This is a genomic window from Rhizobium sp. BK316 (assembly GCF_014193695.1).
GTDB lineage: Bacteria > Pseudomonadota > Alphaproteobacteria > Rhizobiales > Rhizobiaceae > Rhizobium.
The window spans coordinates 104,162-130,056 of the sequence record NZ_JACHZR010000008.1 but is presented as its reverse complement, the minus strand read 5'-3'; the positions used below and the strand labels follow the sequence as shown (position 1 = coordinate 130,056).

The 25,895-nt window shown below is 54.7% G+C and carries 24 protein-coding genes; 14 read left to right on the top strand and 10 right to left on the bottom strand.

Annotation, left to right across the window (positions count from 1 at the left end; translation table 11 throughout):
* Positions 1 to 106: 106 nt before the first annotated feature.
* The 6 genes from FHT87_RS31325 to FHT87_RS28885 all read left to right on the top strand — a co-directional run bounded on the left by FHT87_RS31325 (position 107) and on the right by FHT87_RS28885 (position 8,561).
* Positions 107 to 862: an ImuA family protein gene (locus FHT87_RS31325; RefSeq protein WP_246699684.1), complete on the top strand. Its 756-nt coding sequence runs from the start codon at positions 107 to 109 to the stop codon at positions 860 to 862.
* Positions 783 to 2,297, top strand: coding sequence for a DNA polymerase Y family protein (locus FHT87_RS28905; RefSeq protein WP_183806140.1), 1,515 nt, complete (start codon positions 783 to 785; stop codon positions 2,295 to 2,297). Before FHT87_RS31325 ends, FHT87_RS28905 begins: the two co-directional genes overlap by 80 nt.
* On the top strand, positions 2,294 to 5,554 hold the full coding sequence (locus tag FHT87_RS28900) for an error-prone DNA polymerase (protein WP_183806097.1): 3,261 nt from the start codon (positions 2,294 to 2,296) through the stop codon (positions 5,552 to 5,554). The genes FHT87_RS28905 and FHT87_RS28900 overlap by 4 nt, the downstream gene beginning before the upstream one ends.
* A 156-nt stretch (positions 5,555 to 5,710) precedes the next feature.
* Entirely contained in the window at positions 5,711 to 6,967 is a 1,257-nt protein-coding gene (locus FHT87_RS28895; RefSeq protein ID WP_183806095.1) for a hypothetical protein, read from the top strand.
* Positions 6,968 to 7,234: 267 nt separating this feature from the next.
* Positions 7,235 to 7,714: a hypothetical protein gene (locus FHT87_RS28890; RefSeq protein WP_183806093.1), complete on the top strand. Its 480-nt coding sequence runs from the start codon at positions 7,235 to 7,237 to the stop codon at positions 7,712 to 7,714.
* 76 nt (positions 7,715 to 7,790) lie between these two features.
* Positions 7,791 to 8,561, top strand: coding sequence for an SOS response-associated peptidase (locus tag FHT87_RS28885; RefSeq protein WP_183806091.1), 771 nt, complete (start codon positions 7,791 to 7,793; stop codon positions 8,559 to 8,561).
* 101 nt (positions 8,562 to 8,662) lie between these two features.
* On the opposite strand, the gene FHT87_RS28880 is transcribed toward FHT87_RS28885, so the two are convergent.
* The 4 genes from FHT87_RS28880 to FHT87_RS28865 form a co-directional block, all read right to left on the bottom strand.
* The gene (locus FHT87_RS28880) at positions 8,663 to 9,199 is read right to left on the bottom strand and encodes a hypothetical protein (RefSeq protein ID WP_183806089.1); all 537 of its coding nucleotides are present in this window, start codon (positions 9,197 to 9,199) and stop codon (positions 8,663 to 8,665) included.
* An 83-nt stretch (positions 9,200 to 9,282) separates the two neighbouring features.
* On the bottom strand, positions 9,283 to 10,392 hold the full coding sequence (locus tag FHT87_RS28875; RefSeq protein ID WP_183806088.1) for a hypothetical protein: 1,110 nt from the start codon (positions 10,390 to 10,392) through the stop codon (positions 9,283 to 9,285).
* A gap of 45 nt (positions 10,393 to 10,437) precedes the next feature.
* A complete protein-coding gene (locus tag FHT87_RS28870) occupies positions 10,438 to 12,267 on the bottom strand; it encodes a peptidoglycan-binding protein (protein ID WP_183806086.1) in 1,830 nt (609 codons plus the stop codon).
* A gap of 24 nt (positions 12,268 to 12,291) precedes the next feature.
* A complete protein-coding gene (locus FHT87_RS28865; protein WP_183806078.1) occupies positions 12,292 to 13,038 on the bottom strand; it encodes a hypothetical protein in 747 nt (248 codons plus the stop codon).
* A 421-nt stretch (positions 13,039 to 13,459) separates the two neighbouring features.
* Here FHT87_RS28865 and FHT87_RS28860 point away from each other — a divergent pair, with 421 nt between their 5' ends.
* Complete coding sequence (locus FHT87_RS28860; protein ID WP_183806076.1) at positions 13,460 to 13,813, top strand: hypothetical protein; 354 nt, start codon at positions 13,460 to 13,462, stop codon at positions 13,811 to 13,813.
* Here the strand turns inward: FHT87_RS28860 and FHT87_RS28855 are convergent.
* Together FHT87_RS28855 and FHT87_RS28850 are read right to left on the bottom strand one after the other, a co-directional pair.
* Positions 13,773 to 14,141: a hypothetical protein gene (locus tag FHT87_RS28855; protein ID WP_183806074.1), complete on the bottom strand. Its 369-nt coding sequence runs from the start codon at positions 14,139 to 14,141 to the stop codon at positions 13,773 to 13,775. The genes FHT87_RS28860 and FHT87_RS28855 overlap by 41 nt on opposite strands.
* Positions 14,142 to 14,363: 222 nt before the next feature.
* Positions 14,364 to 14,621: a CrpP-related protein gene (locus FHT87_RS28850; protein WP_183806072.1), complete on the bottom strand. Its 258-nt coding sequence runs from the start codon at positions 14,619 to 14,621 to the stop codon at positions 14,364 to 14,366.
* A 492-nt stretch (positions 14,622 to 15,113) separates the two neighbouring features.
* Between FHT87_RS28850 and FHT87_RS28845 the strand changes: the two genes are divergently transcribed.
* From FHT87_RS28845 to FHT87_RS28830, 4 genes are all read left to right on the top strand, one after another.
* Positions 15,114 to 16,118 carry a class I SAM-dependent methyltransferase gene (locus FHT87_RS28845; protein ID WP_183806071.1) on the top strand — a complete coding sequence of 335 codons (1,005 nt, stop codon included), beginning with the start codon at positions 15,114 to 15,116 and terminating at the stop codon, positions 16,116 to 16,118.
* A gap of 15 nt (positions 16,119 to 16,133) precedes the next feature.
* Positions 16,134 to 17,675: an asparagine synthase-related protein gene (locus tag FHT87_RS28840; RefSeq protein ID WP_210277930.1), complete on the top strand. Its 1,542-nt coding sequence runs from the start codon at positions 16,134 to 16,136 to the stop codon at positions 17,673 to 17,675.
* Positions 17,675 to 18,280 (top strand): LysE family translocator, encoded by a 606-nt coding sequence (locus FHT87_RS28835; RefSeq protein ID WP_183806069.1) that lies wholly within the window; start codon positions 17,675 to 17,677, stop codon positions 18,278 to 18,280. The genes FHT87_RS28840 and FHT87_RS28835 overlap by 1 nt, the downstream gene beginning before the upstream one ends.
* Positions 18,281 to 18,482: 202 nt before the next feature.
* On the top strand, positions 18,483 to 18,719 hold the full coding sequence (locus FHT87_RS28830) for a hypothetical protein (RefSeq protein WP_246699683.1): 237 nt from the start codon (positions 18,483 to 18,485) through the stop codon (positions 18,717 to 18,719).
* A gap of 8 nt (positions 18,720 to 18,727) precedes the next feature.
* Here FHT87_RS28830 and FHT87_RS28825 read toward each other — a convergent pair whose 3' ends face one another.
* The 3 genes from FHT87_RS28825 to FHT87_RS28815 all read right to left on the bottom strand — a co-directional run bounded on the left by FHT87_RS28825 (position 18,728) and on the right by FHT87_RS28815 (position 22,070).
* Positions 18,728 to 19,039, bottom strand: a complete 312-nt coding sequence (locus FHT87_RS28825) for a DUF982 domain-containing protein (protein ID WP_183806065.1) — start codon at positions 19,037 to 19,039, stop codon at positions 18,728 to 18,730.
* Between the two features lie 299 nt (positions 19,040 to 19,338).
* The gene (locus tag FHT87_RS28820; protein ID WP_348649393.1) at positions 19,339 to 20,940 is read right to left on the bottom strand and encodes a right-handed parallel beta-helix repeat-containing protein; all 1,602 of its coding nucleotides are present in this window, start codon (positions 20,938 to 20,940) and stop codon (positions 19,339 to 19,341) included.
* A gap of 26 nt (positions 20,941 to 20,966) precedes the next feature.
* Entirely contained in the window at positions 20,967 to 22,070 is a 1,104-nt protein-coding gene (locus FHT87_RS28815) for a hypothetical protein (RefSeq protein WP_183806063.1), read from the bottom strand.
* Between the two features lie 402 nt (positions 22,071 to 22,472).
* Between FHT87_RS28815 and FHT87_RS28810 the strand changes: the two genes are divergently transcribed.
* Positions 22,473 to 23,210 (top strand): hypothetical protein, encoded by a 738-nt coding sequence (locus FHT87_RS28810; RefSeq protein WP_183806062.1) that lies wholly within the window; start codon positions 22,473 to 22,475, stop codon positions 23,208 to 23,210.
* Positions 23,211 to 23,359: 149 nt separating this feature from the next.
* A complete protein-coding gene (locus FHT87_RS28805; RefSeq protein ID WP_183806061.1) occupies positions 23,360 to 24,433 on the top strand; it encodes a flagellin in 1,074 nt (357 codons plus the stop codon).
* On the opposite strand, the gene FHT87_RS28800 is transcribed toward FHT87_RS28805, so the two are convergent.
* Positions 24,434 to 24,997, bottom strand: coding sequence for a recombinase family protein (locus tag FHT87_RS28800; RefSeq protein WP_183806060.1), 564 nt, complete (start codon positions 24,995 to 24,997; stop codon positions 24,434 to 24,436).
* Positions 24,998 to 25,076: 79 nt separating this feature from the next.
* Between FHT87_RS28800 and FHT87_RS28795 the strand changes: the two genes are divergently transcribed.
* Complete coding sequence (locus tag FHT87_RS28795; protein ID WP_183806059.1) at positions 25,077 to 25,808, top strand: hypothetical protein; 732 nt, start codon at positions 25,077 to 25,079, stop codon at positions 25,806 to 25,808.
* Positions 25,809 to 25,895: the final 87 nt, after the last annotated feature.

The window sequence follows — 25,895 nt, the reverse complement described above, 5'->3', positions numbered from 1 at the left end:
ATCACTCGCCACTACATGCACATTGACTCATATGTGGATTGGGAACAAATACAGAACATACTCGCTTTCGAGTGAGATGAAAACCCGATTTTGACGAAGGCTTCGAATGGCCCAGACAGGTGCGAGCGCGATTATTTCCGATCTTCGAGATCGCATCCAGCATCTCGAAGGCGGGGTGGCCCGTCCGAAAACCGTTCTGCCATTTGGTGTTCGCGAGATCGACGAGCGGCTTCCCGGCGGCGGCCTGGCATATGGAGCGATCCACGAGTTTGCTGGAGGAGGGGCGGGTGCTGTTGACGGGGCTGCCGCAGCCACGTTCGCAGGAGGGGTCGCTGCTCGGACGAAGGGAAAGGTGGTTTGGTGCTTCGCCCGATCTGACCTGTTCGCACCCGCACTTGCCCAGGTCGGCCTTCATCCGGATCGCGTCATCTACGTCGAAGCGATCAAGGAAGAATACGTCGTTGAAGCCTGCGAGGAAGCTCTCCGTTTCGGTGGTCTTGGTGCGGTCGTCGCCGAAACAGTCCGTTTGCCAATGATCGTTTCGCGCCGTCTGCAGCTGGCCGCCGAAGGCTCCGGCACCATTGGCCTCGTTGTCCGACGATGGCGGCGGCAGACCGAGGCCGGAGATTTCGGGCATCCGACAGCGGCCGCAACACGATGGCGAATTTCCGTTCTGCCGTCGGAGCCGCTTCCGGTGCCAGGTATCGGTCGGGCGCGATGGCTGGCGGAGTTGATCAGGGTGAAAGCAGGAGAGAGTGCCGATTTCGTAATAGGTGCATGTGATGGTCAGGGTCGTATCAGTATTTCTTCCGACGCTGCCGACGGATCGGATCAGACGCGCCGATCCGTCCATACCGGTTGAGACGCCGCTCGTCGTTGTCGCAAGGAGCGGCTCGAAACGCTGGCTGTCGGCGGTCGATGCAAACGCCGCCGAACTCGGCCTGCACGTTGGCATGGCTGCTGCGAAGGCTCAGGCATTGGTGCAAGGGCTCCACATGGTCGATGCCGATCCCGTCGCTGACCTTGCGGCCCTCGAACGCCTGACGCTCTGGGCGCTGTCTCAATACTCGCCGGTCGTAGCAGCTGATCCACCGGATGGCATCGTCATGGACACCGAAGGAGCCGATCATCTTCAAGGGGGTGAAGAACTGATGCTGTCCGGTCTCGTGAACCGGTTTCGCGCCCGGGGTCTGGTGGCCCGTGCTGTCGTCGCCGACACGTGGGGAGCCGCATTCGGATTGGCTCGATCAATGACGGCGGAGACGAGGGTCATTCCCATTGGGAAAACGGCTGATGCCGTTGCCCGACTTCCTCTGTCGTCGCTGCGGTTGAATGCTGAGACCATAGTGAGCCTGCGGACCCTTGGCTTCAAAACGGTCGGTGATCTGGCTGTGACGCCTCGTGCGCCGCTGACGTTACGTTTCGGCCCTGAGATCGGCCGTCGTCTTGACCAGATGTTCGGCAGGGTCGCCGAGCCCATTGACCCGATCCGCTGTCCTGAGATCGTCGAAGTCCATCGAGCCTTCGCTGAGCCGATTGGCGCGGCTGAGACCATCGCAAAGTACATTGCTCGCCTTGTCGTAAAACTCTGTCTTGAACTTCAGGCAAAAGGCCTGGGCGTGCGTCGTGCCGACTTGATTGTGCAACGTGTCGACAACACGATCCAGGCACTCAGGGCGGGGACGGCAAAGCCAGTACGAGATGTGGCTTGGCTGACGAAGCTCCTTCATGATCGCATCGAAAGGATCGATCCAGGCTTCGGCATCGAGAAGCTCAGTCTCGCTGCGACCCTGGTCGAACCGCTGGATGACAAGCAAATCGCATCCAGCCTCGTGGAAGATACCACGGTTGATGTTGGTGCATTCGTCGACGTTCTCGGCAACAGGGGAACCTATCGCATCTATCGCATGGCACCGGTCGCCAGCGATGTGCCGGAGCGCTCAATACAGAGGGTCTCACCGGTCGCCAAGGAGGAGGGCCAATCTTGGCCAATGATCTGGCCGCGACCCGTTCGTTTGATGGATCGCCCGGAGCTGATCGAAGTCATGGCTCTGCTTCCCGACCACCCGCCCGTCTGGTTTACCTGGCGTGGCAAGCGGCGGCGTGTGAAGCGGGCGGACGGACCTGAGCGCATCTTCGGAGAATGGTGGCAGCGAACATCCGAATGGGCAGCCGTCCGTGACTATTTCACCGTCGAGGATGATACCGGCGAACGCTACTGGATATTCCGCTCCGGTGATGGTGTTGACGCGGACACGGGATCGCATCGGTGGTTCATCCATGGGGTTTTCGCATGACGTACGCGGAACTTCAGGTCACAACGCATTTTTCCTTCCTGCGCGGCGCGAGCAGTGCTGACGAGCTATTCGCGACAGCAAAGATGCTCGGCATCGATGCCATCGGTGTCGCCGATAGAAACTCTCTGGCCGGTATCGTGCGGGCGGTGGAAGCGTCGCGTGCCACAGGTCTGCGGCTGGTCGTCGGGTGCCGCCTCGATCTGCATGATGGCATGTCGATCCTCGTATATCCGACGGACAGAGCTGCTTACTCTCGTCTGACCCAGTTGCTGACGCTCGGCAAATCCCGGGGCGGCAAAGCCAAGTGCATCCTGACGCTTGATGACGTTGCCCGCTATTCCGAAGGCCTGATCGGCATCCTCGTGCCCGATCTACCGGATGAGAGCTGCGCGATCCAGCTTCGGAAAATGGCGGCAGTTTTCGATGACCGTGCTTATGTTTCGCTCTGCCTGCGCAGAAGACCGAACGACCAGATGCGGCTGCATGATATTTCCAACATGGCCGTTCGGCACAAGGTGAAGGCGGTCGTCACGAATGACGTCTTGTTCCACGAGCCCGGCCGCCGCCAACTCCAGGATGTCGTCACCTGCATAAGGACGAAGACGACCATTGATGACGTCGGCTTCGAGCGTGAACGGCACGCCGATAGGTATCTGAAGCCACCGGAAGAAATGGAGCGTCTGTTCGCCCGCTATCCCGAGGCGCTTTCCCGCACGATGGAAATCGTTGAGCGCTGTTGCTTCAGCATGGAAGAGCTGACCTACCAATACCCAGAGGAAACCCTGCTGCCGGGAATGGATGCTCAGCAATCGCTGGAGCACTATGTCCGAGAATGCATCCCCAATCGTTATCCGGACGGGCTGCCCGAGCACGTCGAAAAGACGATCAATCACGAACTTGGGCTCATCAAGACGATGCGCTACGCCCCCTATTTTTTGACAGTTTTTTCCATTGTCCGGTTTGCTCGCAGCCAGGGCATCCTATGCCAGGGGCGTGGTTCCGCCGCCAACTCAGCGGTCTGTTTCGTCCTTGGCATCACCTCAATTGATCCGGAAACCAATGACCTCCTGTTCGAGCGTTTCGTCAGCAAGGAACGCGATGAACCGCCGGACATCGACGTGGATTTCGAGCACGAGCGGCGCGAGGAGGTCATCCAGTGGATTTACCGAACCTATGGCCACGACAAGGCGGCACTTTGCGCGACGGTCACACGCTATAGGACCAAGGGTGCGATCCGGGACGTCGGCAAGGCATTGGGCCTGCCCGAGGACCTGATCAAGGCGCTGTCATCTGGTGTCTGGGCATGGTCGGAAGCGGTCAGCGAAAAGCAGGTCAGGGACCTCAACCTCAATCCGGATGATCGGCGTCTTGCCCTGACACTTCAATTGGCGCAGCAGCTGATGGGCGCACCTCGTCATCTGGGTCAACATCCCGGCGGTTTCGTGTTGACCCATGACCGGCTCGATGACCTCGTACCAATCGAACCGGCGTCCATGGTGGATCGCCAGGTCATCGAGTGGGACAAGGATGATGTCGAGGCTCTGAAGATGATGAAGGTCGACGTGCTGGCGCTCGGCATGCTGACCTGCATGGCCAAGAGTTTCGCGTTCCTTGCTGAAGAAAAAGACATCTGCCTCGATCTGGCAACGATCCATCAGGAAGACCCGGCCACCTATGCCATGATCCGGAAGGCCGACACGCTGGGCACCTTCCAGATCGAAAGTCGGGCGCAGATGTCGATGCTGCCCCGACTGAAGCCGCGAACCTTCTACGACCTCGTGATCCAGGTCGCAATTGTTCGGCCGGGGCCGATCCAGGGTGATATGGTCCATCCCTATCTTCGTCGCCGGGAAGGGAAGGAGAAGGTCGAATACCCGACGCCTGAACTGGAGGCCGTCCTCAGCAAAACGCTTGGCGTTCCGTTGTTTCAGGAAAGCGCCATGAAGGTGGCCATGGTCTGTGCCGGGTTTACGGGTGGAGAAGCGGACCAGCTCCGAAAGAGCATGGCAACGTTCAAATTCACAGGGGGCGTAAGCCGTTTCAAGGACAAGCTTATCTCTGGGATGATCCGGAACGGCTACGCGCCCGAATTTGCCGAGAAGACGTTCGGCCAGCTCGAAGGTTTCGGGTCCTATGGTTTCCCAGAAAGCCATGCCGCATCGTTTGCGCTGATCGCTTATGCGTCCAGCTATATCAAATGCCATTTCCCCGACGTCTTCTGTGCGGCTCTGCTGAACTCGCAACCGATGGGCTTTTACGCGCCTGCCCAGATCGTCCGGGATGCCCGCGAACATGGCGTCGAAGTCCGGCCAATATGCATCAACCGGTCGCGATGGGATTGCACGCTGGAACCCATCGAGGGGTCCGACCGACATGCCGTTCGTCTGGGTATGCGGATGGTGCGCGGGCTCGCCACCGGCGACGCTGCCAGGATCGTTGCTGCCCGTGCCGATCAGCCGTTCGACAGCGTTGACGATATGTGGCGGCGATCAGGCGTTCCGGCTGCATCGCTGGTGGAGCTGGCCGAGGCGGATGCCTTTCGACCGTCTCTTGGATTGGAACGTCGCGATGCGCTCTGGGCGATCAAGGCATTGCGAGACGAGCCTCTACCGTTGTTCGCTGCCGCAGCCGAAAGAGAAGCCAGGACGATTGCTGAGCAACAAGAACCCGAGGTCGATCTTCGACAGATGACACAAGGCCACAACGTCGTCTTGGACTACTCGCACACCGGCCTGACCCTTCGTGAGCATCCCGTCAGCTTTCTTCGGCGGGAACTCGCTGAACGGCGGATCGTCACCTGCACGGAAGCGATGTCAGCACGCGACGGTCGTTGGCTGATGGCGGCCGGGCTGGTTCTGGTGCGCCAGCGGCCGGGCTCCGCAAAGGGCGTCATCTTCATGACGATTGAAGACGAGACGGGCGTTGCGAATGTGGTGATCTGGCCCAAGCTGTTCGAGCGGTCGAGACGAATTGCGCTTGGAGCCTCGATGATGGCGATCAATGGCCGCATTCAGCGGGAAGGTGACGTCGTTCACCTGGTGGCCCAGCAGCTGTTCGATCTTTCAGGAAACCTGACAGGCTTGGCGGATCGCGACCTGAAACTCAGGCTGCCGACAGGGAGAGGTGATGAATTCGCTCATGGCAAAGCTGACAAAACGGATTCAAAAGGTCAGAAAGTGGAAATCAAGCCAATGGACATTTTCATACCGGATTTACCCATTGATACATTGAGGACGAAGTCGAGAAATTTCTGCTAATCTCGCTCAGATCGGAACTCGCATAGGTTCGATACTTTAATTGTCAAATCTTGTTAGAAACTATTTCTAGTCCTGTGGTAGTATACAGAGGGAAATGAGCTGGCCACCGTCATAATTTTCGGTGGCGCGAGATATGTTAATTCCGAGGGGGCCATCATGGATATATTGAAGCCGTATCTCGAAAAAATAGCTGGGTTTATCTGGGCGCAAACTGTCCCGTTAATAGGGACAACGATATCTCTGGTCCTTATATGGTTATATGCCGACATTTACATTGCTGCGCCACTTAGCAGATATGAAGTTATTGGGTTTGCAATAATAATTTTTCTTGCACTTTGGCTTGCCTGCCGCCTTTCTCGAATATTGATCAAAGCTTTCCTTTCATTCGTAATCGCCTGCCTTTTTTTGCCCCTCAACCACGCGAACGCAGATCAGCTTAAGATAATCGACATACCGAAGGGCGGCGTCCACAATATTGATCTGGCACAACTTTCTTTGATACGGTTTAAATTCCCTTTTAGCCAGTTGGAAATGACGGATACGCCATCCACTCCGGAGGAGAAGACAAAGTGCTTGACCTACACACGAGCTGGGGACGGAAAATTTAGGGCGACATTTTGTAATTATGACAAAATGTTCAACTCCGCTGTACAGAGTATCATCTCTGACTCAGAAGGAAACACGGCATACGCTTTCGATTTATATGACCTGTATTCTGGCGGTGGCGGAAATTTCGGTATGCTTCTGGATTTTCCAAGCACTAATTTGAAGGACTATCAGACCGCTAACGGTCTTGAGATCGAAGCTCTCTGCCGAGCATTCCTGCCGAAGAGGCCCAATAAAAAATCATATTCAGGTTTTGGCATGTATGCATTTGTTCTTCTTCGTGATCGGGGTGTTGATGCAAGCCGCAAAGCAGATTTGGCGAAGGCGTATTTGTCGATCTTACCGAAATTCAATTCCGATTCATTTGGTGTCCCACGAAGCAAGCTTGCCGTATTAGTATATCCAACTAATTTTTCATCCGATGACATCTATCAAGGGTTCAATGCGGGTGGGTGGGATTCTGAGAATTCGAACGAGATCAGCGCTATCGCCAAGGGGTATAACTACGATTTTTCCACTGCGGTACTAAAGACAATAGGAAAAATCACTAAGAAAAATCCTCCCAGCATGTCCATAATTTTTGTCAAGTCAAATACAGGATCGATGTCGATTGAGGTAATGGATTGGGACCACGCTCTCATGTTGGATATTTCGAGAATTTCTAATTACGAAAAATTCTTCGTCGATCTTAATAACTACTTTGTCTACGGTATTGAGGAGCCCCCGCCTGACATTTTTACCGTCGCGCGGAAATTTGCTGAATCTACAGGCCGTCTTGCATTGATCGCGTTTGAAGGGACTAAGTGAGGTCAAGAGTCTTCGCAAGAAGCCGAGGCGACATTTGCGAATTTTGTAGATCGAGCGGTCGCGCTTGGTTGGCAGGCTGACGAAGTGTTGACCACCATCATCGAATTGGCGGACAACCACGCCCTGATGTTTGCAGCCAATACTGATCTTGAAGCGGCACTGGCAGCCCTTAGAAAACGTCGCTCTTGACTCTGTGAAGAAATAGAACAAAATAAGAACATCCGTACGGCAACCGCACTAAATCCACACGAGTAAGGAGGATTATGCATGCCTACGATTTTGTATTTGAACGATCCGAGCATTCTTCCGGACGAGATCAGGGCGGTAGCTACCTTTGTCGAGCACGTCGGGCAGAAATGCTTCGACGAGTTTTCTAAGGGTGGCGAGAAAGCACGTTCCGACAGTCTGGCAAGCAAAGTTCGCGATGTCATTGATGGTCTCGATTTTGGCGCGGACCCAGTTGTCCCTGCCAAGATAGCAAAGAGGATCGTCGACCTTTATCAACATGTTGGCGGCGATTGCTTCGACACGTTTGGGGATGGAGGGCATATGGGGAAAAGCGTCGAGCTGCTCCGTCTTTTGGCTGAGGTCGACGCGATCATCGAGAAGCTGGTTGTCTATCAAATGTCGGCGGAAGAAGAAGAACTCGCGCAGGCAATATGGGCAGATGATGCAGGATTGTATGTTCCTTTCGACGACAATCCTGGAACAGCTGGTTCGGGCCATAGATTGGCCGCAGGTGCTTGAACGCGAACATCGTTACTGTGGCCAGCCCTTCACCCGTAGGGTAGGCTGGCCACATTGTGAAAGACGGTGGCATCAAATGTGCAATCTCTACCGCATGGAAGACCGGGATTGGGTCGCTAAATGGGCTCAGGACGCTGAGAGCCTAGTCAATTTGATGCCAACCTATCAGGTCTACAAAAACCAAATGGGTCCGGTGGTTCGCAACACGGCCCACGGTCGCAAGCAACTTGCTCACGTTCGTTGGGGTCTCCCGTCGCCACGTCGGGTGCTTGAGGAGGCGGCCGAAAGCAAGGCAGAGCATTTGCGGAAGAAGGGACAATCTGTTGACATGGAGCTGCTGACCCGTATGGCATTGGACCCGGGCGTCACCAACGTTAGAAAGCTCCACCTGAAACATTGGATACAGTGGTTCGGCGTGGAGCATCGATGCCTCGTGCCTGTAACGAGCTTTGCCGAACCGGACCCCGCCAGCAAAAACGGGGGAGCCACTCCTAACGCGTGGTTTGCACGCGACGAAAACAAGTCACTGATGTTTTTCGCCGGAATCTGGGTCCCTCAATGGACAAGCGTCAGAAAGGTCAAGGACGGACTGACGACCGACGATCTCTACGGGTTCCTGACAACCGATCCCAATGACGTTGTGAAGCCAATCCATCAGAAGGCGATGCCGGTCTTACTGCTGACCAAGGAGGAGACCGATGTATGGATGCATGCGCCATGGGAAGAGGCGAAGGCGCTTGCCCGGCCGCTTCCGAACGACCAGATCGTGGTGACGTCGCGTGAGTCGTATGGTTCGACCATTGTTACGAACTCTGGGGAACCGATATCTCAACCAACCTTGCTTTAAAATAGGGCAGGGCCGCTCCGACCATGGTTTCGGATTATTTGGTATTTGTGAGCCCGACCCGGGCTGCAGTGACCGATTTTCCCCTCTGATCAAAGTGAAAATTAGGAAAATGGATTCCAAAGCAAATCTCTGAAGCCACCCACCTTCACGTATTTTGCGTATCTTCCTGGATTGCCTTCCAGCTTTTCTTTCTCTCGACGCAATTGATCGACGAAATTGCTAAGCGAAGCGTAATAAGGATGCGACCGATCTTCTCCATTTGGCCACATCTCGTCGGTATCGAACGCAAGCACGATCCAGTATCCGAAGTTGTAGTTTAAGACTCGAATATTGACTAAACCTGAGCGCCAGATAAGCGCAATGCGCTCAAGAAACGCAAGAAACCCATGGCGAACCTCTGGTTTGATCTCGGAGAGCTGGTCTCGCCCCTTATTTCGTTTCTTCTCGTCTTTGTCATCGATGAGGTCCAAGGCATTAAAGATTCGGCTATATTCGGGCGACTCATCAAAGATGCGCCGCAGCTCATCGTATATCACGTACCGTCGATCTGCTCTGCGGACCTGATATCCCGCAAAGCCAACTGCGGAGCCAATAATGCCTGCTGCTAACGAGACAATAGACGTTAAAGATACATCCATTCTGCCACCTATTTCGATATTCCACAGATAACCGACTTAGACTTCTTCACGCCAAATCTCCGCTGCGAGCCCAACTCGTTCCGTCAGTTAACCTGAACTTTCTCTGGTTTCTTTCCAGCACCACGGACGTTCATGAATTTCGACAGTGTGTCAAACCAGAACGGTGCACCCAACGACAGTGCGACGGCCGTAAAGAGCCAACCTACAATCTTACTGAACATAAGCGGCATATCGTGGAGGATTGCCGGGAAGTTACGAGAAGTATCTTTGTCGCCGTCCACAGGCGTAGTGGTGGTCCAACCAATGGGGAAGGGGCGAGCGGCCGACAAAGCATCATTCATTGTACGGAGTTGGCAATTCAACTCTGATACCACCTGGTTCCCCACGTCCTCCGGCTTCGTTCCGCCACTCTCAGCATCGCTAGCAGCAGGTGTCTGACTTCCGGAATCTTGCTTCGGAGGAGTAGAAGCAGCGTCTTTCTTCGCAGGCGTTGTCCCCGATTTTTGCCCACCACCGACAGGGCAGGAGACTTGTTTACCATTCACGTAGGTCTCGGCCGCGCTGGCGAGCTGTTGGCGAAGCGCTTGGTCTTTCCAGAGCCTCGTTGCTACATCGACGCTGTCGACATTCAGAAGGATGGCGATAAACAGGCCGACGCCAAACGAAATCCACTTGAGCTGTCGTTTGTACTCGCCGCTCAACCGATCCATGGCACTGTCGAACCAGGATGCGACTTCGTCTCGCAGCGCGGTCATGTCTTTCACGCCCGTAGTCAGCGCGGCGGACAAGACGTCCTTAATTGCGCTCGGCAGGTTCGCTGATTTTAGGCTTTCCTCAATGTCGGCCACGCCCGGTACCGGCTTGTCGGGATTGAGGCTAGCCAAAAGGGCCATCGAGAAACTGCGGCTGTCCATATAGGACGAGTGTCCATATTTCGTTGGAACACCTTCAACTGGAGCGCTTTTCCATTGAGACGCTGAAATCGCTCCTTTAACGAGACCATTCGCGTAAAACCTATCGATCAGCTCTGGGTTCTCCAAGATTTTAGCAACCCCAACGCTGAGGGAACGACTTCTCAATTTGAGAAGCGTGGCGATGGATTCACATAGGGAGGTGCAGACCAAGCTGATCAAAAGATACAGAAAAATCAGGCTGATCGCGATGTCTAGGATGCCGCTGAATGATAATCCCATTGTATCCCCCAATCGTGTCATGTCGACGTTTTGGCAGCGTCCCCTTCAAAGCAGTCGAATAAAGTCGCGATCCGGATAGCTCCGGTTACCTTCGCGAGCGTTTGCGCCGTCAGTCCCTCCATCTCCGCCCGTGTTGCCCTCAAGGGTGTCGAAGGTCTGGGACATCACGGACGAAACGATCCCGACATGGGTCCAGTTGGTTGCCGTTTCGCGAACCACGAAGAGATATCCGGGACTTAATTTCGACTGGCGCAGCAACGGTGTTGAAACTTCATTCTCACGAATAAAGCGGCCCGCCTTCTTGGCGTCATTGACAAGTTCATCAACACCGACCTGTCGTTTGAAGTCGATGTCCACCCCCAGGTCACGCGTGGCCTGTTCAATCATGAAGCTGACGAAGCCACCGCACCACTTCCAATCTTCGCCTTCGTCGCCGCGCATATATGCTCTGACCCACGGGCCGCAGTTGTTTCCGCCAATTTCGGTGGGCATTTGAGCGATATGCTGACGGGCTACTTTAACGACCGCATCCTCAAGCGATGGCGTCGCTGGGATCGGAGCAAGGGCCTTGCGCAAGGGAGCCGTGAGAAGAGCCCAAAGCTCTTCATCGAGCTTGCTTGTAGCGGGTCTGCTGTTTGCGGTTGCGAACCTTCCGAGCTGCTTTTCAGTCGAGGGACCGAAATCGCTGTCAATCGATGTGACGAACCCGTGAAGGTTCAACCACTCCTGCATTCGTTTGACAGCGGCCGTCTTTGTAGAGCCAGCTTCAAGCGCGCCGGGAAAGTTCAGCTCCACCGCGAGATGTTTGAACGGAGTGCCGCTCAAATCGAGATCAAGAGACGCAACGTGCTGCGCCGCAGCTGCCGGATTGGAGACCGGGGTCTGAGGCCCCGCTTCAGCTTTCTTTTTGGTCGCCGAACCTGCGCCGCCCAGGATAACGGCCTTGATCGTGATCAGGGCCCACAGGAGGACTGCTGCGCCAACCTGCTTCGAAACCATGCTTGGATTGAAGTGGCCGTCGAGGTCGTACTTTCCCTTGATGTAGTGCTGTGACCCGCTCCAGAGATAGGGCGTCGGGATATGTCGCGCCTTATATTCGTTATTTATGCCATTGTAGCGATGCCAGTGATAAAGGACGCTAGGGAGCGACCAGTCTACGATCTTGTCAAGCTTCTCGTAGGTTATTGCGTCCCGAGCACTGTAGACCCAATCGATGGGTAATCCTTGAATGATCGGCGGTCGCCCGGCGGGGACATTTCGCGTTCGATCCGTCAGCGGATCGCCATTGTGCAGGTGTGTCATGAAGTCCAGCCCGCACTCCATCGAATGAACGACCCCGACGAACCACCAAGGCACATTCGTGCCACTGACAACTGCCGCATATTTTGCCTGGCCACTCACGATGTCCTTGGCAATCTTCACCGCTTTCGACTGCCAGTCATCGGCGACTGTCATCGTATCCCATAAAGTCTGATAGTTCTCAGCCCAGGCAGCAGAAACCACCGGGAGCTTTCCCGCTGGGACGGGTGCCGGTTTGATCGGTGCGGCATCCGGCCCTTCGTCCTCGAAGTCGTTGTCAGGCAGGTGTTGGTCGTGGAATTGCTTTTCGTGCTCTGTAGAGGTACCAAACGGCCAGCTCTTAACCCGCGCCACGATCTTTGCCAGACGACTGGCGAAATCAGCCAGTTTCGCTGCAATCCCTCCTAAAAGGTCGAAGACAGCGTCCTCACGAGCATCGCGTATCTCGATAAGGAGCGTAGTCAGCTTCTCGACCGAATCGTTGTCACCCTTGGCCTTTGCATCTTCCCTGGCGTACCAGGTATCCGACCTCAGCTGATCCAACTCCTTAATTGGGTCCAACACGTCATTTGCCATTGGTCTCTCCCCAGAGTGCAATTCTTATTTCTTCAGTTTTGCAGCCCTCACTTGCTCTGCGAGAACGGTGAGTTCGACAGACGCCTGCGACAGTGAATCAAGATTGATCTGAGACCCGCTCCTGGCGGCGTTCACAGCGGCTTCGAGAGCGAGGTTGGTCTTGTCCAGTAGGAGCACCCAGCCTGCTAGCAGTTTCTGCGCCCCCGCGTCCGTCTTCGGAGCCGGGCTGTCGACGCCGTTATCGTCCGGCGTGCGCAGTACCTCGTACATCACGCGTGTGCCATCATTTCTAAGCGTCAGCAGCATATTTCTGATCGTCGGATAGGACTCGATCAGTTGCTTTCGAAACGCCTCCCGACTGGCGACGTTTGCGACCTCGGTCACGAATGGCAAGTAATCGAGATACCCTGTCATAGCTCTCGCAAACTGACCTGTTTTCGACGCCGCAACTTGTGCCGTAGTCGCGGCCGGTGTGGTCATAGCGGCAACAGCGAGCGCTGCGGACGCGACGTTGACCGTCAGTGTCGAAATCTTGGCGGACAGCGCTTTTGCGTTCTCCCCGCTGGCAAGCCCGATCATCGCCTCATTGTAGCTCTTGATCACCAGAAGGCTGGCCCGGATGGCCGCAGTTTTTGGAGGTTCGACCGTATCTATGTAATAGGCTGCATCATTTGGTTCGAAGTACCCGAATTTGTTCGTTCGTGTTTGACGATGTGTCCAAATTGAACGTTCTGCACTTCCGACGGCCTGCAGCACCGTATCGGCTTGCACATATTGGGCGTCATAGGCTTGGCTATATAGTTGAAATTCTTGGTATCCCGCTGCTGTGCAGGAACTCAATAAGCCAAACATTAGGACGAGTTGAAATGGCGATAGAAGATATCGCGACAAGTACACCATATTGTGCTAAACCTCACCAGAAGACCCCCTCGGCCTTCTTCAAATGCACGTTATAGATGTTTTTAATATTTGTATAGAGTGAATAGTATTCTTGTTTTTCTTAGAAGGATGCGTGCCGTGTCCAACAAATGAGCAATGGGCTTGGGGCAAACCTCAGCCTTTTGTTTGAGAATCTGAGACGGGGCTCCAGTGCGACGCGGATAGTAACCTAGCCATGTAGTTTAACCTTTCGGCCGACGAGATTTGTCCGTACCTTTATTTCTGCTGATAAGAATAAGAAGGGTGACGAACAGTGGACGAGCGACTTTATCGACATATCCCACCAATGGAGCAGCTAAGCTGGCATGCGCAAACCGGTGACGTGAAGGTCTTAGGTTACTGGCTGAAGCGATACGGAGAGTGGTTCGCTCAAGAGGCTACGGAAACCGACTTACGGCAGAAGGCCGATTGGGAGGAGCTGCTGCAAAAATGGAGCGCGATTGACGCGGTACATGGCGTCGGCGCGGCGCTCAACATCGATGACGAAAGTGTCCGGAGATACCTGCGCCGTCTGCCAAAAGATGAAATGGACAGGGAAATCGGAAATGCTGAGGCATACAAGCGGCTTAATGGCCAAGCTTGGCTTTGGTATCCGAGAAATACTTAACCAAAGCGTCCCAGTCCGGAATTAACTCTGTTTCTCCGCCTGGGACGACCGATGCGACCTCAAATCCTCGAAACTCCTGGTTGGCGAAGAGCGCAGTTACTGAGGTGCCGTCCTCTGCAAGAGTTCGAAGGTTCTTCAGAGATTCCTTGATATGTTCTTTCAGCTCTTCGTCAGAAATCCCACCGAGAAGTTTCGCAAGTTGGTCCACCCCTCGGACGAGTTGAGAGGCCGCGCCATTGATCCGAGCGAAATAGAGATCGATGCCGTCGATCAGAATGATTCCAACGCGCAGGTCTCGGATGGTCTCTTTTTTCGGATTTCCGATCATCTATTTTGCCCTCGTCGAAAGATGAAGCGGTCTTATGTTGTCTGGACAGGTCTGTCACCGAGCAAAACGACAGATTTTGCTTTCAGGTTAATGCTCTGGAAAATTGCGTTTAGGGTCGTATCAGGTCTTCTACCCGCTACCCGTTTTGGACGCGAGGCTGCCGAACGCAGAAGAAGGGGCGCTCTACGACCTTATGTCGGAGCCACAACCACCTTAGTAAGGTCACACATCGACCGCACGTCGCTTAGCAATCGAAATCAACTCCTTGAAGTGATCAACGATCTTACCTTCACGGCTGGCGTCCTCCGCTTCCCAGCCGAACTTCCATGCATCGTGACTTGCCAGCCAATCCCCGAGAGCACCGGCATCGCCAGTAGGCATCCTGTGGGCCGCAAGGTATGGGTTCTCGTGAGCCTTCAGGCCGAGCACCCGTGCCCTTGAGCCTGCTTCCTGCAAATCGATCAATTCTTCAATTGTCATATGCGCTCCCACGATGACGGCGACGGTAGCATCGTAGTCTGCGCATACAAGAGAGCACTAAAATATGGGTTAATTCAGGACAGTTGCGAGTAGAGAGCGCCTCTGATCGACCGGTTCAGAAACACTTTGTGAGGCCCAGATGTTTCAGCGCCGCAGATAGCTCTTCGGCCCGCTGCCGGTGATGCAATAGTGACCGCCAACGGTGCAATAAGTGCTTCGTCAATACGGACCGTTCGTTGAGGTGGCGACTACATCTCGGCTGCGCCGGACCGCGAGTGACCGATGGCACCACGGGGTGCATCGGGAGGTTCAAGAGTGTCGCGGGTCCAACCCTTCTGGATCGTAGCCCCAGCCAATTAATCGCAGGAGTAGCAAATAAATCAGACGCATTGCCTAATTTCAGCACACCTCATGGCGAAATTATGTGCAACCATAGGTGTTGATTCTGGAATTATTTACACGTAATGATACGTGAAACTGAAAGGAGCCGGAATGCTGAATAGAGTAAATGCCGCTTTCCCGAGTTTGGAATATCTGACGGGGATGACCTTCTCCGACTACTACCGCACGGCGGTAACGTCCCACCCTGACCTATGCGACCTTCTAGATGAGGATGCGATAACTGGCGACAGGCTCGACGACTATCTGCGAGTCATGAACTCGCTCTCTTGGGAGTTCGAGGACTTGGCGGATGGTGGCAGGGGTGCCGCCTATAACGTCGCCCAGAAGGTCGTAGGCAATCGTCAACAGGGCATGGTCGCTCTATTGAAGTGCTTTTCGCCCAGTTTCCGTGACATGCCGGACGCTGACACCAAAATTCTTGACGTCCTTGGTGGCGATGGGACAATCGCCCGGTTTGTCCATAGCCTTGATGGGCCACGACCAACGATCTTTACCGCCGATCTTTCACGCTTCATGGTGGATGCGTGCATGAGGCAGGGTCTGCCGTGTGTCCGTCAGTCCGCTACGAGGAGCCTGTTCAAAGACAACTCACTTGATGGCGTGCTGATCGCATACGGCAGCCATCACTTGGCTGACGATGATCGACAATTGGCGATCTCGGAAGCCTATAGGACTTTGAAACCCGGCGGACGGCTGGTCCTGCACGATTTCGAGACCGGCGGGGAGACTGCACGTTGGTTCGAGGAGGTAGTGCACGTCTATTCCAGAACCGGCCATCCCCATCCGCATTTTACGCGACCGGAAATGTGGGAGCGCTTCAGTGCGGCCGGTTTCCGTGATGTGCGCGTCTTCGATTTGAACGATCCCTTCACTCTACCGGGCGCTACTGCTGATGAGGCCGTATCGAATGCGCTCATGCACATGTACCACATGTACGACCTGGTAAAGATCGCCAACGGAAGCGGCGATATCACCAATCGCGTTGCACGTTGTGTCGAGCAAACGCTGGGCGAAATTCACGTCAACAAGGCGGAAGACGATTTCGTCGCGACCATACCGCGCAAGGCGCTCGTCGCCGTCGGTACGAAATCCTAATCCGGAGGATCAGACATGTGTGGAATCGCCGCCGTATTCTCATCTCAAAACAGCCCGAGCGATCCAAGAGACCTCGAAGCTGCATTGCTGCACATGCTTGGCGCAATCCGGCATCGAGGCGACGCATACAATTTCGCTGAACGTCTCGTCTTCGATAAGGGAGCGATGGGCACGAATCGTCTCGCCATCGTGGATAGGGATCAGGCCAAGCAGCCCATTGTCGATCCGGCCTCACGCAGAGTGATCGTTATGAACGGCGAAATCTATAATCATCGCGAGCTGCGGATCGAACTGCAGAGCCTGGGTTATGTCTTTCGCACGTCCAGCGATACCGAAGTAGTGCTTCAGGCTTTCATCGCGTGGGGCTCCCTTTGCCTGCAGAGGCTAGACGGCATCTTCGCCTTTGTCATTTACGATCCGGAAACGGGTGACACCTTTGCCGCCCGCGACCACATCGGTATCAAGCCGCTCTATTACAGCGAGGGTGACGGCCTCGTCTGCTTCGCCTCGGAACGGAAATGCTTCCTGGGATTGGCGAAAACGACGCAAGAGGTGATGCCGGGCAGCTATTGGCATAATGGGATGGTGGCGCGTTATGTCACCTTCGAAGCGATCCCCAACTTCGGAATGAAGGAAGCCGCAGTCATCGAGGAGTGCAAACAACGGATGGAAGACGCCGTTCGCAAGCAGGTAGCGACTGACCTGCCGATTGCGGTCATCTTCTCAGGCGGGCTCGACAGCACGATCATCCTGCATCTGGCAACCAAGTTCCACAAGGATGTGACAGCATTCTCCATAGGCACGAACGACTCCGCCGATCTTGCCTTCGCCCGGCGGTTTTGCGCGGAACGAGGCATCCCGCATGTGATTACGGAATTTCACCACGGGCAGATCGGAAGAAACATCCGCAACTCAGTATTCAACGGCGAGTTTTTCGAGCCGGTCGACATTTCCGACATGCTTACGATGGCAGCGGTCTATGCGGCCGTCCGAGCCAATGGCTTTAAGGTAGCCCTCTCGGGGGACGGCAGCGACGAGATATTCGCAGGGTATGATCTCTTCAAAACTGCGACCGACCCCTATGGCCTGTCGACGTACCGCTTGAACAACCTGTATCGCACCGACCTTCAGAGGACGGATCGAAGCAGCATGGCGAATTCAATCGAGTGCCGGGTGCCGTTTCTTGACCGCGCCGTCATCGAACTCGCCATGTCGTTGCCATTCGATATGAAGGTCCGAAACGGCGTCGAAAAATATGTGCTTCGCGAAGCCTTCAGGTCGGAAATCCCATCCTACATGATCGACCGCCCGAAAATCCGAATGCCGGAAGGGATAGGCATTCATGACCAAATCTTCAATGCGCTGGCGAATGTCCAAACCAGCGACATCATTTTGCCAGACATCAACATCGACGGGCCGCAGGTTCGGAATGCGTTAAAGCTCTTCTTGGAATTCGGATACGATGCGCCCCTTGAGCGCTACAAGAAGCTCGGGACGGATTACTTCCAAGGCGGATATTTCAAGTTCGACGAGTTAACAGAGCAAAGGAGCGCGTGATGGACCTACAAACAGTTCTAACCTTTAGCCTGGCCTTCTTCGTATTCGCGGCAAGCCCCGGTCCCGACAACCTGACGATCCTGTCGAAGACCGTCTCCAGCGGACCGGCGCATGGTGTTGCCTACGGTGTCGGAGTCGTTTGCAGCATCTTCCTCTTCGTCATCTTTGCTGCCATCGGCTTCAACGCCATTGCGCAATACATGAATGAAAATCTGCGCTTCATCCAATACGTCGGCGCGATCTACCTCATTTACACCGGCATCATGATGTGGCGCTCGAAGCCGAACATCAAACCTCGTGTGATGCGAGGTGGCCTGATCCGCCTGTTCTTCACAGGCTTCCTTCTCAACATCTCGAACCCCAAGATGCCGATTTTCTATCTGGCTCTGCTGCCGGGCGTCCTGGGCATCCGACCGCTGACCGCCTCCGACACTGTGGAACTGCTGATGATCATCGCGCTGATAGAGGTGATTGTCGTCGGAGGGCATGTCTTTCTCGGCCACCGAGCCAAGACGGCGTTGGCCGACCCAAACAAGATCGGGATGCTCAATCGTGGAGCTGGAGCCTTGATGGTTGGGGCAGGGGTGCTTGTCGCCAGCCGCTGAGCATCGTCTGGAGGCGTGGCCACCTTGTGATTGGTGGCGGCGTCCTCTCATTGCCACAGCCAACGCTCACTGCCATCTTTCCATGTACCATTAGGCATTTGGAGCAGTTTAAGGTGTAGGTATGCCATTGTCCCAGTCTTCAAAGGTTAATCTATCGAGACTGAGGGACATCGGGTGGTCGTTGTGGGACCCCATTGGATTGATGCCCGAAGGATGGAGCTGGCGTGGCGATGCTGCAACCGGCTTCGAAGATGAATATGATAGTTATCTGAAAAACGCAGCGGCACAGCTTCGCCAAGGAGTGCCGGAAGCCGAAGTTGTGAACTACTTGGCAAACGTCGAAATCGACCGCATGAGCCTTGGAGAAAGACCCGACACGCTAGTCAGGGCGCAAGCAGTTGTTCAAGCAATCTTAGCGGACGATCTCATTTGGACATGAGGAATAGGCTAATTGCGCACCTGGGAGGGCTGGTCCGGTCCCCCGTGTTCCAATCCCTGGTAGACGACAGTTAGAGCAGCAATACCTGCTTTATTGGCCGCACGTAGAAGGATTTCGCGAAACTGCTCGGGCGAGATTTTTCCGGTAATTGCGTCGACGCAGGCTTTCACCGCAGCCATATATTCCTCGCCATCATCGGATGGCCATTCCTTCATCAAGAGATGTGCTGCATCACCGAGCGTCCGTACGACTCTGCGTGTTGCTGTGCCGCGCAGAACAACCCCGACCGGCGTGAATGCCGATGATGTATTCCAGCACATTTTCTCAACCCCAAGGTACCGATACTACAATCCCTACATTCAACATACGCGAGTATTTTAGAATTTGGAATTGAATTCATGCGGGGGGAACGTGACTTCACTATGAAGCGTCGAGTACAAGAGAAAGGGCGCTCTACGACTGTGTGTCGGAGCGCCCTGAGCCGCGCCGACCAGTGTTGCAATGACGGGCGACAGCAGCATGATTTCAATGATTGAATTCGACGCCGATTGCAACCTGTTGTAGGCTATGCTCGAAACGTTGGCCGCATGCGTTGTCTGATTAAATCATCTGAAAAGTTTCACGAGACTTCGCTGCTGTCCTCGCGGCCTGGCCAGAAAGACCAGAACACCGGCTCTTCCAACCGGATCAAATCATTTCCTTGCCAGGCTCCGACCTGATGCATGTTGTCCTGAACTGCGGGCTCTTCGCGACCGTCCGGCAGCAACACTGTCAGGGCGACGGCTTTGTGCGGAGTATGGGTCTTAAGGCCTTCCGGGCGACCCGGCGTCTTATCTTCAAAGCCAGGAGATAGACTGACTGCTGCGATCCCGACCGGATATCCGGCGGCTCGTACCTGGTCGGGGAACGATGGATGATGGATAACGTCCCCGTCGAAATTGATGCCGAGGTACTGCCACGCCTTTGTAAAATGGTTGCTCTCAAAATTTAGGGTTTCTTGTTGCTGCGATCCTATCGGGGCGAGATCGGCAAAGTTCTTCCCGAATGGCGCGGTGGTTTCCGGATCGCTCTCATAGTAGTCGATGGCATTGTTGACGTGGACGAAATTAGCGAACCGTGCCTTTTTCACCAATGGCGCTCGCAGCATCCAGCTGTTGTTAAAGACGTAGTGCGGGCCGTCGGCGACGTGCTCGGACGGAAATTTGAAAAACTGGCCTCGTGTGTGCTGGTCGTTGTCGGGACCAGGTTTTCGGAGGTTCCATCCGACGTTCCCATAAATGTAGAAATACCCGGATCGCGCCATTTGAAGTGAGAACGGCATATAGCAGTCGACGATCACGTTGTGTCTGACCGTCCAGTTCCACGCGAAATGCTCTGGTTCAACCGCGTTGTCTCGAACGCGGATGAACCAATTGCCTTCGATTAGGACGTTGCGCGAACAACTGTCGACAATCGATTCCGCCACCTGATTGAAGAAATGAACCCCGTTGAAGGCATCGACGATGACGTTGTTTCTGATGACGACGTAGCCCGCGATGCTCCACGCGCGGAAGAAATCGCCGTCGTAAGCTCGCGCATCGTTTTTGATGTCCACTAGCCTTCCGGTTTCAGGACGCTCCCCGTGCACCTGCTCCCAATCCACATCTCGCCACAGAGCGGAAGGTGTGCCTTCCAGCTCCTTATCAATTGGTCTCTCGTCGCGGATCGTCCTGCAAATATCCCAACCGTTTCCGCTGGGGTCTTGGACCCAGTCGCAGTCTTCGATGAGGATATGTCTGGTAGTGATGCCGGTGGCACCGATTGCGAATGTACCGCCACTGATCTTCAGGCCACGAAGCGTTATGTGCTGGCAGTTTTCCAAATAGATTGCCGTGGGCCAGCAGCCAGCAAAGTGCAGGTTCTCGATTGTAATCCACTGGCAGTTCTTGAGGACAAGCACGCTATTGTCGGCGAGGTAATAAAGACCTGGGAAACGGCCCCCGGCCTCTTGGGCAGCGGCGAGCTTGTTACCGGTCTCTTTGAAGGCCTCGAAGCTCAGCTTTGGCCCCAGCACCGAACCAGTACCGTGGACGATGATTGGCTCGTTTTCCGTTCCAGCGAGGGAGGACAGGACGATGGGCCTCTCGTAGTCCCCTTTGGTCAGGTGAAGCCGGTCGCCCGCAATAGGTTTTCGCACCCATCTGTGAACGTCATCCGGCCCGACGTCGCGCGATCTTCCCACAGAATTGTCTCCGTTCAGGTGGTCGATTAGGGAGCGGTCCATACAGTGAAGATTGGGAAATGGTCTGAGCCGAAGGTATCCGGGGCGACTTTAGGCGCAGCAAACGCGCTAGCCTGGGCGTTGGGCACCGCCATGTGGTCTATCGCTTTGTCTGCGAACTCCGTCTCCTTGAACGTCCGGCCAAGATTTTTGCTGAGCATCGTCCATTTCTGGCTGCCAGACAGGGGCACGGTCAGTATTGCAAAAGTGTCGTCGTAGCCGTCACCGTTACAAGTACTGGCTGGGAAGGGTGCCTTCGCGCAAGAAAAGGCAGCCAACGAACAGTCGTCAAAGGACTGGCCGAATTTGCCGGGTTCGAAGGACGTATTCCAATCGCCCGCAATCAACACCGTGCGGCCGTCAGTTGCAGCCTGATCGGCAACCGTCTTGGTAGCGGCTATCACCCGTTCGCGTTTGAAGGCATTATCCTTGTCAGCCTTGGCCTTCACGTCCGACCCCTTGTCCAGAACCATTTGAAGGGCAGGGAGCGCAGGGAGTCCCAGCTTCTTCAGGTATCCGATACTCTGGTCTGCCGCATAGCAGGCGTCGTTGGAATTCGATTTCAGATGAACCGGGAAGACGGTTAGGCCGTTTGCCAGGTCGACCCGGAGGGTTCCACGGTCTGTCGCCGCCAGGCCCATCATGTCGATGCCTTTCAGCGGCATCTCCTTCACCGGTATTGCGCTGTCGCCATCTGGTTTGGAGTTGGTGAAAACCTGGTTGATGTGGCCTTCCGGCTTGGGATCGAACTCGATCACGGAAGTGATCGGTATCTTCGAAAGAACGCCGACCTCCAGGCTTGCATGGATTTCATCGCCCTGGACCTGTCCGTCGGACACGGTCGCATAGTAGGTCGGCCAACCAATTGCATCGGCGATGGCTTTGATATCGGGCCGCCCCGTTAGTTCGATCAGCACGATGAGGTCGGGCGACAACGTGTCAGCCATCTTCTTGTAGTCGGACGCTCGGGCCAGAACCTTTTCGTAAGGCGAAGCAGCGACGTTCCAGGATACGATTTTGACGTCTGCAGCCAAAGAATGGGTTGCGAGCAGCATACCGGACGCGAGTAAAAGCGAGCGCAAGCAGTTCATTTCGATAAACCCCTCAAGTTTAGGAAATTCGGATGCGATTTAGCTTTCACCTGAAAAATAATATAATACACGCCTGGCGGGAAATCGCAAGATCGTCCCCCTTAATACAAAGGACTGCTTAGGGAAGTTGTGCACTCTTAAGCAGGGTGCGCCCGAAATTGCTCCAAACGCCACAATTGCACTTGTGATTTCTTGAAGATCGCCGCTATTTGCAAATTTATTCACCAACATTATCTGATAATTAGAAAAGATATTTGTGCCGACGCTTGCGTGGCGTCTTGAAGTCCAAACTCCCCGTTCCCCATTTCGAATCCGTGAAATATCGCGAGCAGGCTTATGTGGCGACGCAGCCATCGCTTCAGCCACTCGGGTAAACGATCATCGGTTGGCAAGGAGGCCGACATGACTAGATCGACTTTGAGTGCCGAAATTAATGACGACTCGCACGGTCGCAAAGCTGATGAGGCTGGCAACATCGCTGGCGGACCGCAGGTCGTCAGCGCTAAGGCGAACTTTCCTCCAGACATGCGTAGCGCGGAGCCTGCGGGGAAGGTGAATTCGACAACGTTCCAGATGAAGGCGACGCTCGTGGCAATTGGGATAGCCATCGGCTCTGCGTTTGGCGGCGTAGTCTATGCGGCGGACGGACTGGTCAAGGTTGAAAACGCATGGACCATGATAATCGACAAATGGAACGACAAGGAAGGAGTTGACAAAGTCCAAGCCGTCACCGACGCCTACAACAAAAATACAAAGCCGCTTTTTGACGTGCTTTCTCCTGCCCTGAAACAGGTGAAGCCGTCCATCGATAACATTGTTGCCGTCAAGGACGATCCGATCAAGCGAGAGCGCTTTATACAAAGCCGCCAAACGAATGTCCGTGTGGCGCTGCTTTCCAAGTCGCAGTTTAAGGACAGTGCGACCCTGCTTTTAAGCGAATTCGACACCGCTGCCAGTTGCCTCAACGACGGACAATGCAATGCCGCAGCGTGGCACGACAGCTTCGATGGTGCCTTCTGCGGCGCACAGCGTACCTACTCGGACTTTGCTGCTCTACAGCGCCAACGCCTCCCGACCTTCGCAAGCGACTTCGCAAAGGCGCTCGAATCCATCAATTGCGCAAAGATACTGTACGAATAAATGCGGGTTAGAAGCTTTGAGCTGGTCAGGCTTGTGCTTGTAAAGCGCCACGAGGGTAGTTTTCCCCTCGAATTTAGGCGGCATTGTTAACGCAACCTGCTCGAAAAATAACGCCACAGGTTGTTGCTTCATGATGAAGCCAAATTTCAGTGGCGGCCATCATGACATCGATTATTACCAACAACGGAGCTATCGCTGCCCTGCAGACCTTGCGGGCGGTTGGTGGTGACTTGACGAAAACGCAGCAGCAGGTGTCGTCCGGCCTTCGCGTCGCAACCGCATCGGACAATGCCGCCTACTGGTCGATCTCCACAACGATGCGATCTGACAAGAAGGCGATGTCGGCGGTCTCCGACAGCATCGGCTTTGCCAAGGCGGTTCTCGATACGACCTATACCGGCATGGACAACGTTCGTGAGGAATTGACCACCATCCGGAACCTGGTCATCACGGCATCGAGCCTTCCGCCACCGCCGACGGATGGCTACTCCAACTGGACCGATTACCAACCCGACCAAATTTATGAAGGCTCGCAGGTCGCCAAGGTTGACGCCGAAATCTATCAACATTGGCAGCAGATCAATTCAATCGTGGAGTCATCATCCTTCGGCGGGGTGAACCTGCTGAAAAATGAGACGAACGAACCCACGCTGCCGGGTGCAAAAACCGAGTTCACCACCGGCTACGCTAACGGCCAGGTCCTGACGGTGGCCATCGACACCAAGGACACGACCATGATCAACTATAACCGGACGGTCGATAACCTGTGGAACCAACCTGGCTCGGACAACATGGGCTATTTGGATGGGACGCTCTGGAGCGCAAACGTCATTTATCCGATCACCTACGTCGATGGCGGCGGAGTGGTCCAGAAGAATGAAAACATCTACACGCTGCGCAACGCGGAAGTCAGGATCGCCGCCAATAACCTTGACCGGAGCTACTATTATAACGCGCTGGTCGGCCAGCTCGACGAGCGCATTCAGGCTGTCGTCAGCGGCATGTCCGTCGTCGGCTCTGCTCAGAAGCGCGTCGCACTGCAAGACGAGTTCAACAACGATCTGATGGACAACGTCGGCAAGGGGATCGGGCGGCTTGTCGATGCCGACATGGAGCAACAATCGGCAAAGCTTGCTGCACTGCAGACGCAGCAACAGCTTGCCGTCCAGTCATTGAACATCGCCAATCAGTCACCGCAAGCGATTATGCAGCTGTTTCGATGATCATGGACCGACGTTGCCCTTGGCAATGCATCGCCTAATCGTCCTTGGATGCACATTGTATCGTTCCGCCAACTTGCTTGGTAGCTCCAATCCAGACCGCACCAACTCGATAATCTCCGCCTGCTGTTCGATGCTCAACAAAGGACGCCGCCCGAGCCGCCGTCCTTTGTCACGGGCGGCAGCGAGACCGGCGAGGGTCCGTTCCCGGATAACGTCCTTTTCGAACTCGGCAAATGCGCCCAACATGTGCAATGTCATGCGGCCAATTGGCGAGGAGGTGTCGAAGGATTCGGTCAATGACATAAATTGGACCCCTCGCTTCTGGAGTTGGCTGATCAGAGAGACCAAATGCTCCAACGACCGGGCAATGCGGTCCATTTTCCAGACGACCAACGTGTCACCACGTTTGAGGTTTCGAAGAGCGCCCGACAATCCTGAGCGGTCCATTCGAGAACCCGATTTTTTGTCACAGAAAACGGCATTGCAGCCAGAGGCTTCTAACGCGCTAATTTGTAGATCAAGATTTTGATCGAGCGTCGAAACCCGCGCGTATCCAATTCTCATACATATTCCTTGCCACTTCTCGCCGTTGACAAAAACCACCGTTTCCGCCGCTCGGCTGTGGGCTGATCAGGAATTGAGCGTGGCAAGGAAATTTGCACCCAACAACGACGACGCCTTGGGGATGACAAAAACGGTCGTTTTCGCCGAGGAAGTGCTTCCCGTGATGCGGCACGAGAGGTCGGAATTTCGTGAGCTATTGGATGCTTGGATCATTTATGAGGGCGAAACCGCTGAAGGCATCTACGGAAAAATCACACGAAATCGCCCAGCAAATTCCTTGATCGGCGTCTTTCGACGCGATGGCGATTTAGAGATCGTCGGCCCATACAAGATCAATACCGATATCAAATTCCCGGGCGAGGTGTTCCTGCGACGGGAGGTGGTTTCGGCGTGCCAAGATGCGTGGCAACTCAAACGCCCAATATCGTCGCGTAAATTGATAGAGGCAGACGGGCTGTTAATCCCGTCGGAGTGGCTGGTTTTGCCGCATAAGGCTCAGCGAACCTCTGACTGGTGCATCGCCTACGTTGAGATAGGCTTCCTGCTGCACGTCTGCGATACCAATCCGAGAATTGACGCATTGGACCGCACCCTACTGCAAATGCTCGGTGAAGGATGCCAACTAAAGGAAATCGCTATACGAGTTGGTCTTTCTCATCGAACCGTAGAGCATCGTTTTGAAAAGCTAAAGTCGCGCACAGGTGCCCGCACTTTGCCTCATCTTGTCATGTTGTCGATTGGAAGAGAGCTGTCGGGTTTGGCGATGTCTCTGTCATCAACTATGGCAGACGATGGTCGAGGTCAAATCTGATCGAGAAATGGCGGGTCACTGTGCACGAGCACATTCTCCTTGCGTTCAGCGAGTTCTGTAGGCGACAGCCTTGAGTAATGTTTTCGT

Bases quoted from the DNA above. Each gene is read 5' to 3' on its own strand.
- FHT87_RS28815 (WP_183806063.1), bottom strand. From the start codon at position 22,070: ATGAACTGCTTGCGCTCGCTTTTACTCGCGTCCGGTATGCTGCTCGCA.
- FHT87_RS28875 (WP_183806088.1), bottom strand. From the start codon at position 10,392: ATGGGATTATCATTCAGCGGCATCCTAGACATCGCGATCAGCCTGATT.
- FHT87_RS28830 (WP_246699683.1), top strand. From the start codon at position 18,483: ATGCCCGAAGGATGGAGCTGGCGTGGCGATGCTGCAACCGGCTTCGAA.
- FHT87_RS28810 (WP_183806062.1), top strand. From the start codon at position 22,473: ATGACTAGATCGACTTTGAGTGCCGAAATTAATGACGACTCGCACGGT.
- FHT87_RS28900 (WP_183806097.1), top strand. From the start codon at position 2,294: ATGACGTACGCGGAACTTCAGGTCACAACGCATTTTTCCTTCCTGCGC.
- FHT87_RS28895 (WP_183806095.1), top strand. From the start codon at position 5,711: ATGGATATATTGAAGCCGTATCTCGAAAAAATAGCTGGGTTTATCTGG.
- FHT87_RS28870 (WP_183806086.1), bottom strand. From the start codon at position 12,267: ATGGCAAATGACGTGTTGGACCCAATTAAGGAGTTGGATCAGCTGAGG.
- FHT87_RS28890 (WP_183806093.1), top strand. From the start codon at position 7,235: ATGCCTACGATTTTGTATTTGAACGATCCGAGCATTCTTCCGGACGAG.
- FHT87_RS28835 (WP_183806069.1), top strand. From the start codon at position 17,675: ATGGACCTACAAACAGTTCTAACCTTTAGCCTGGCCTTCTTCGTATTC.
- FHT87_RS28850 (WP_183806072.1), bottom strand. From the start codon at position 14,621: ATGACAATTGAAGAATTGATCGATTTGCAGGAAGCAGGCTCAAGGGCA.
- FHT87_RS28800 (WP_183806060.1), bottom strand. From the start codon at position 24,997: ATGAGAATTGGATACGCGCGGGTTTCGACGCTCGATCAAAATCTTGAT.
- FHT87_RS28825 (WP_183806065.1), bottom strand. From the start codon at position 19,039: ATGTGCTGGAATACATCATCGGCATTCACGCCGGTCGGGGTTGTTCTG.
- FHT87_RS28845 (WP_183806071.1), top strand. From the start codon at position 15,114: ATGCTGAATAGAGTAAATGCCGCTTTCCCGAGTTTGGAATATCTGACG.
- FHT87_RS28880 (WP_183806089.1), bottom strand. From the start codon at position 9,199: ATGGATGTATCTTTAACGTCTATTGTCTCGTTAGCAGCAGGCATTATT.
- FHT87_RS28905 (WP_183806140.1), top strand. From the start codon at position 783: ATGGTCAGGGTCGTATCAGTATTTCTTCCGACGCTGCCGACGGATCGG.
- FHT87_RS31325 (WP_246699684.1), top strand. From the start codon at position 107: ATGGCCCAGACAGGTGCGAGCGCGATTATTTCCGATCTTCGAGATCGC.
- FHT87_RS28840 (WP_210277930.1), top strand. From the start codon at position 16,134: ATGTGTGGAATCGCCGCCGTATTCTCATCTCAAAACAGCCCGAGCGAT.
- FHT87_RS28855 (WP_183806074.1), bottom strand. From the start codon at position 14,141: ATGATCGGAAATCCGAAAAAAGAGACCATCCGAGACCTGCGCGTTGGA.
- FHT87_RS28885 (WP_183806091.1), top strand. From the start codon at position 7,791: ATGTGCAATCTCTACCGCATGGAAGACCGGGATTGGGTCGCTAAATGG.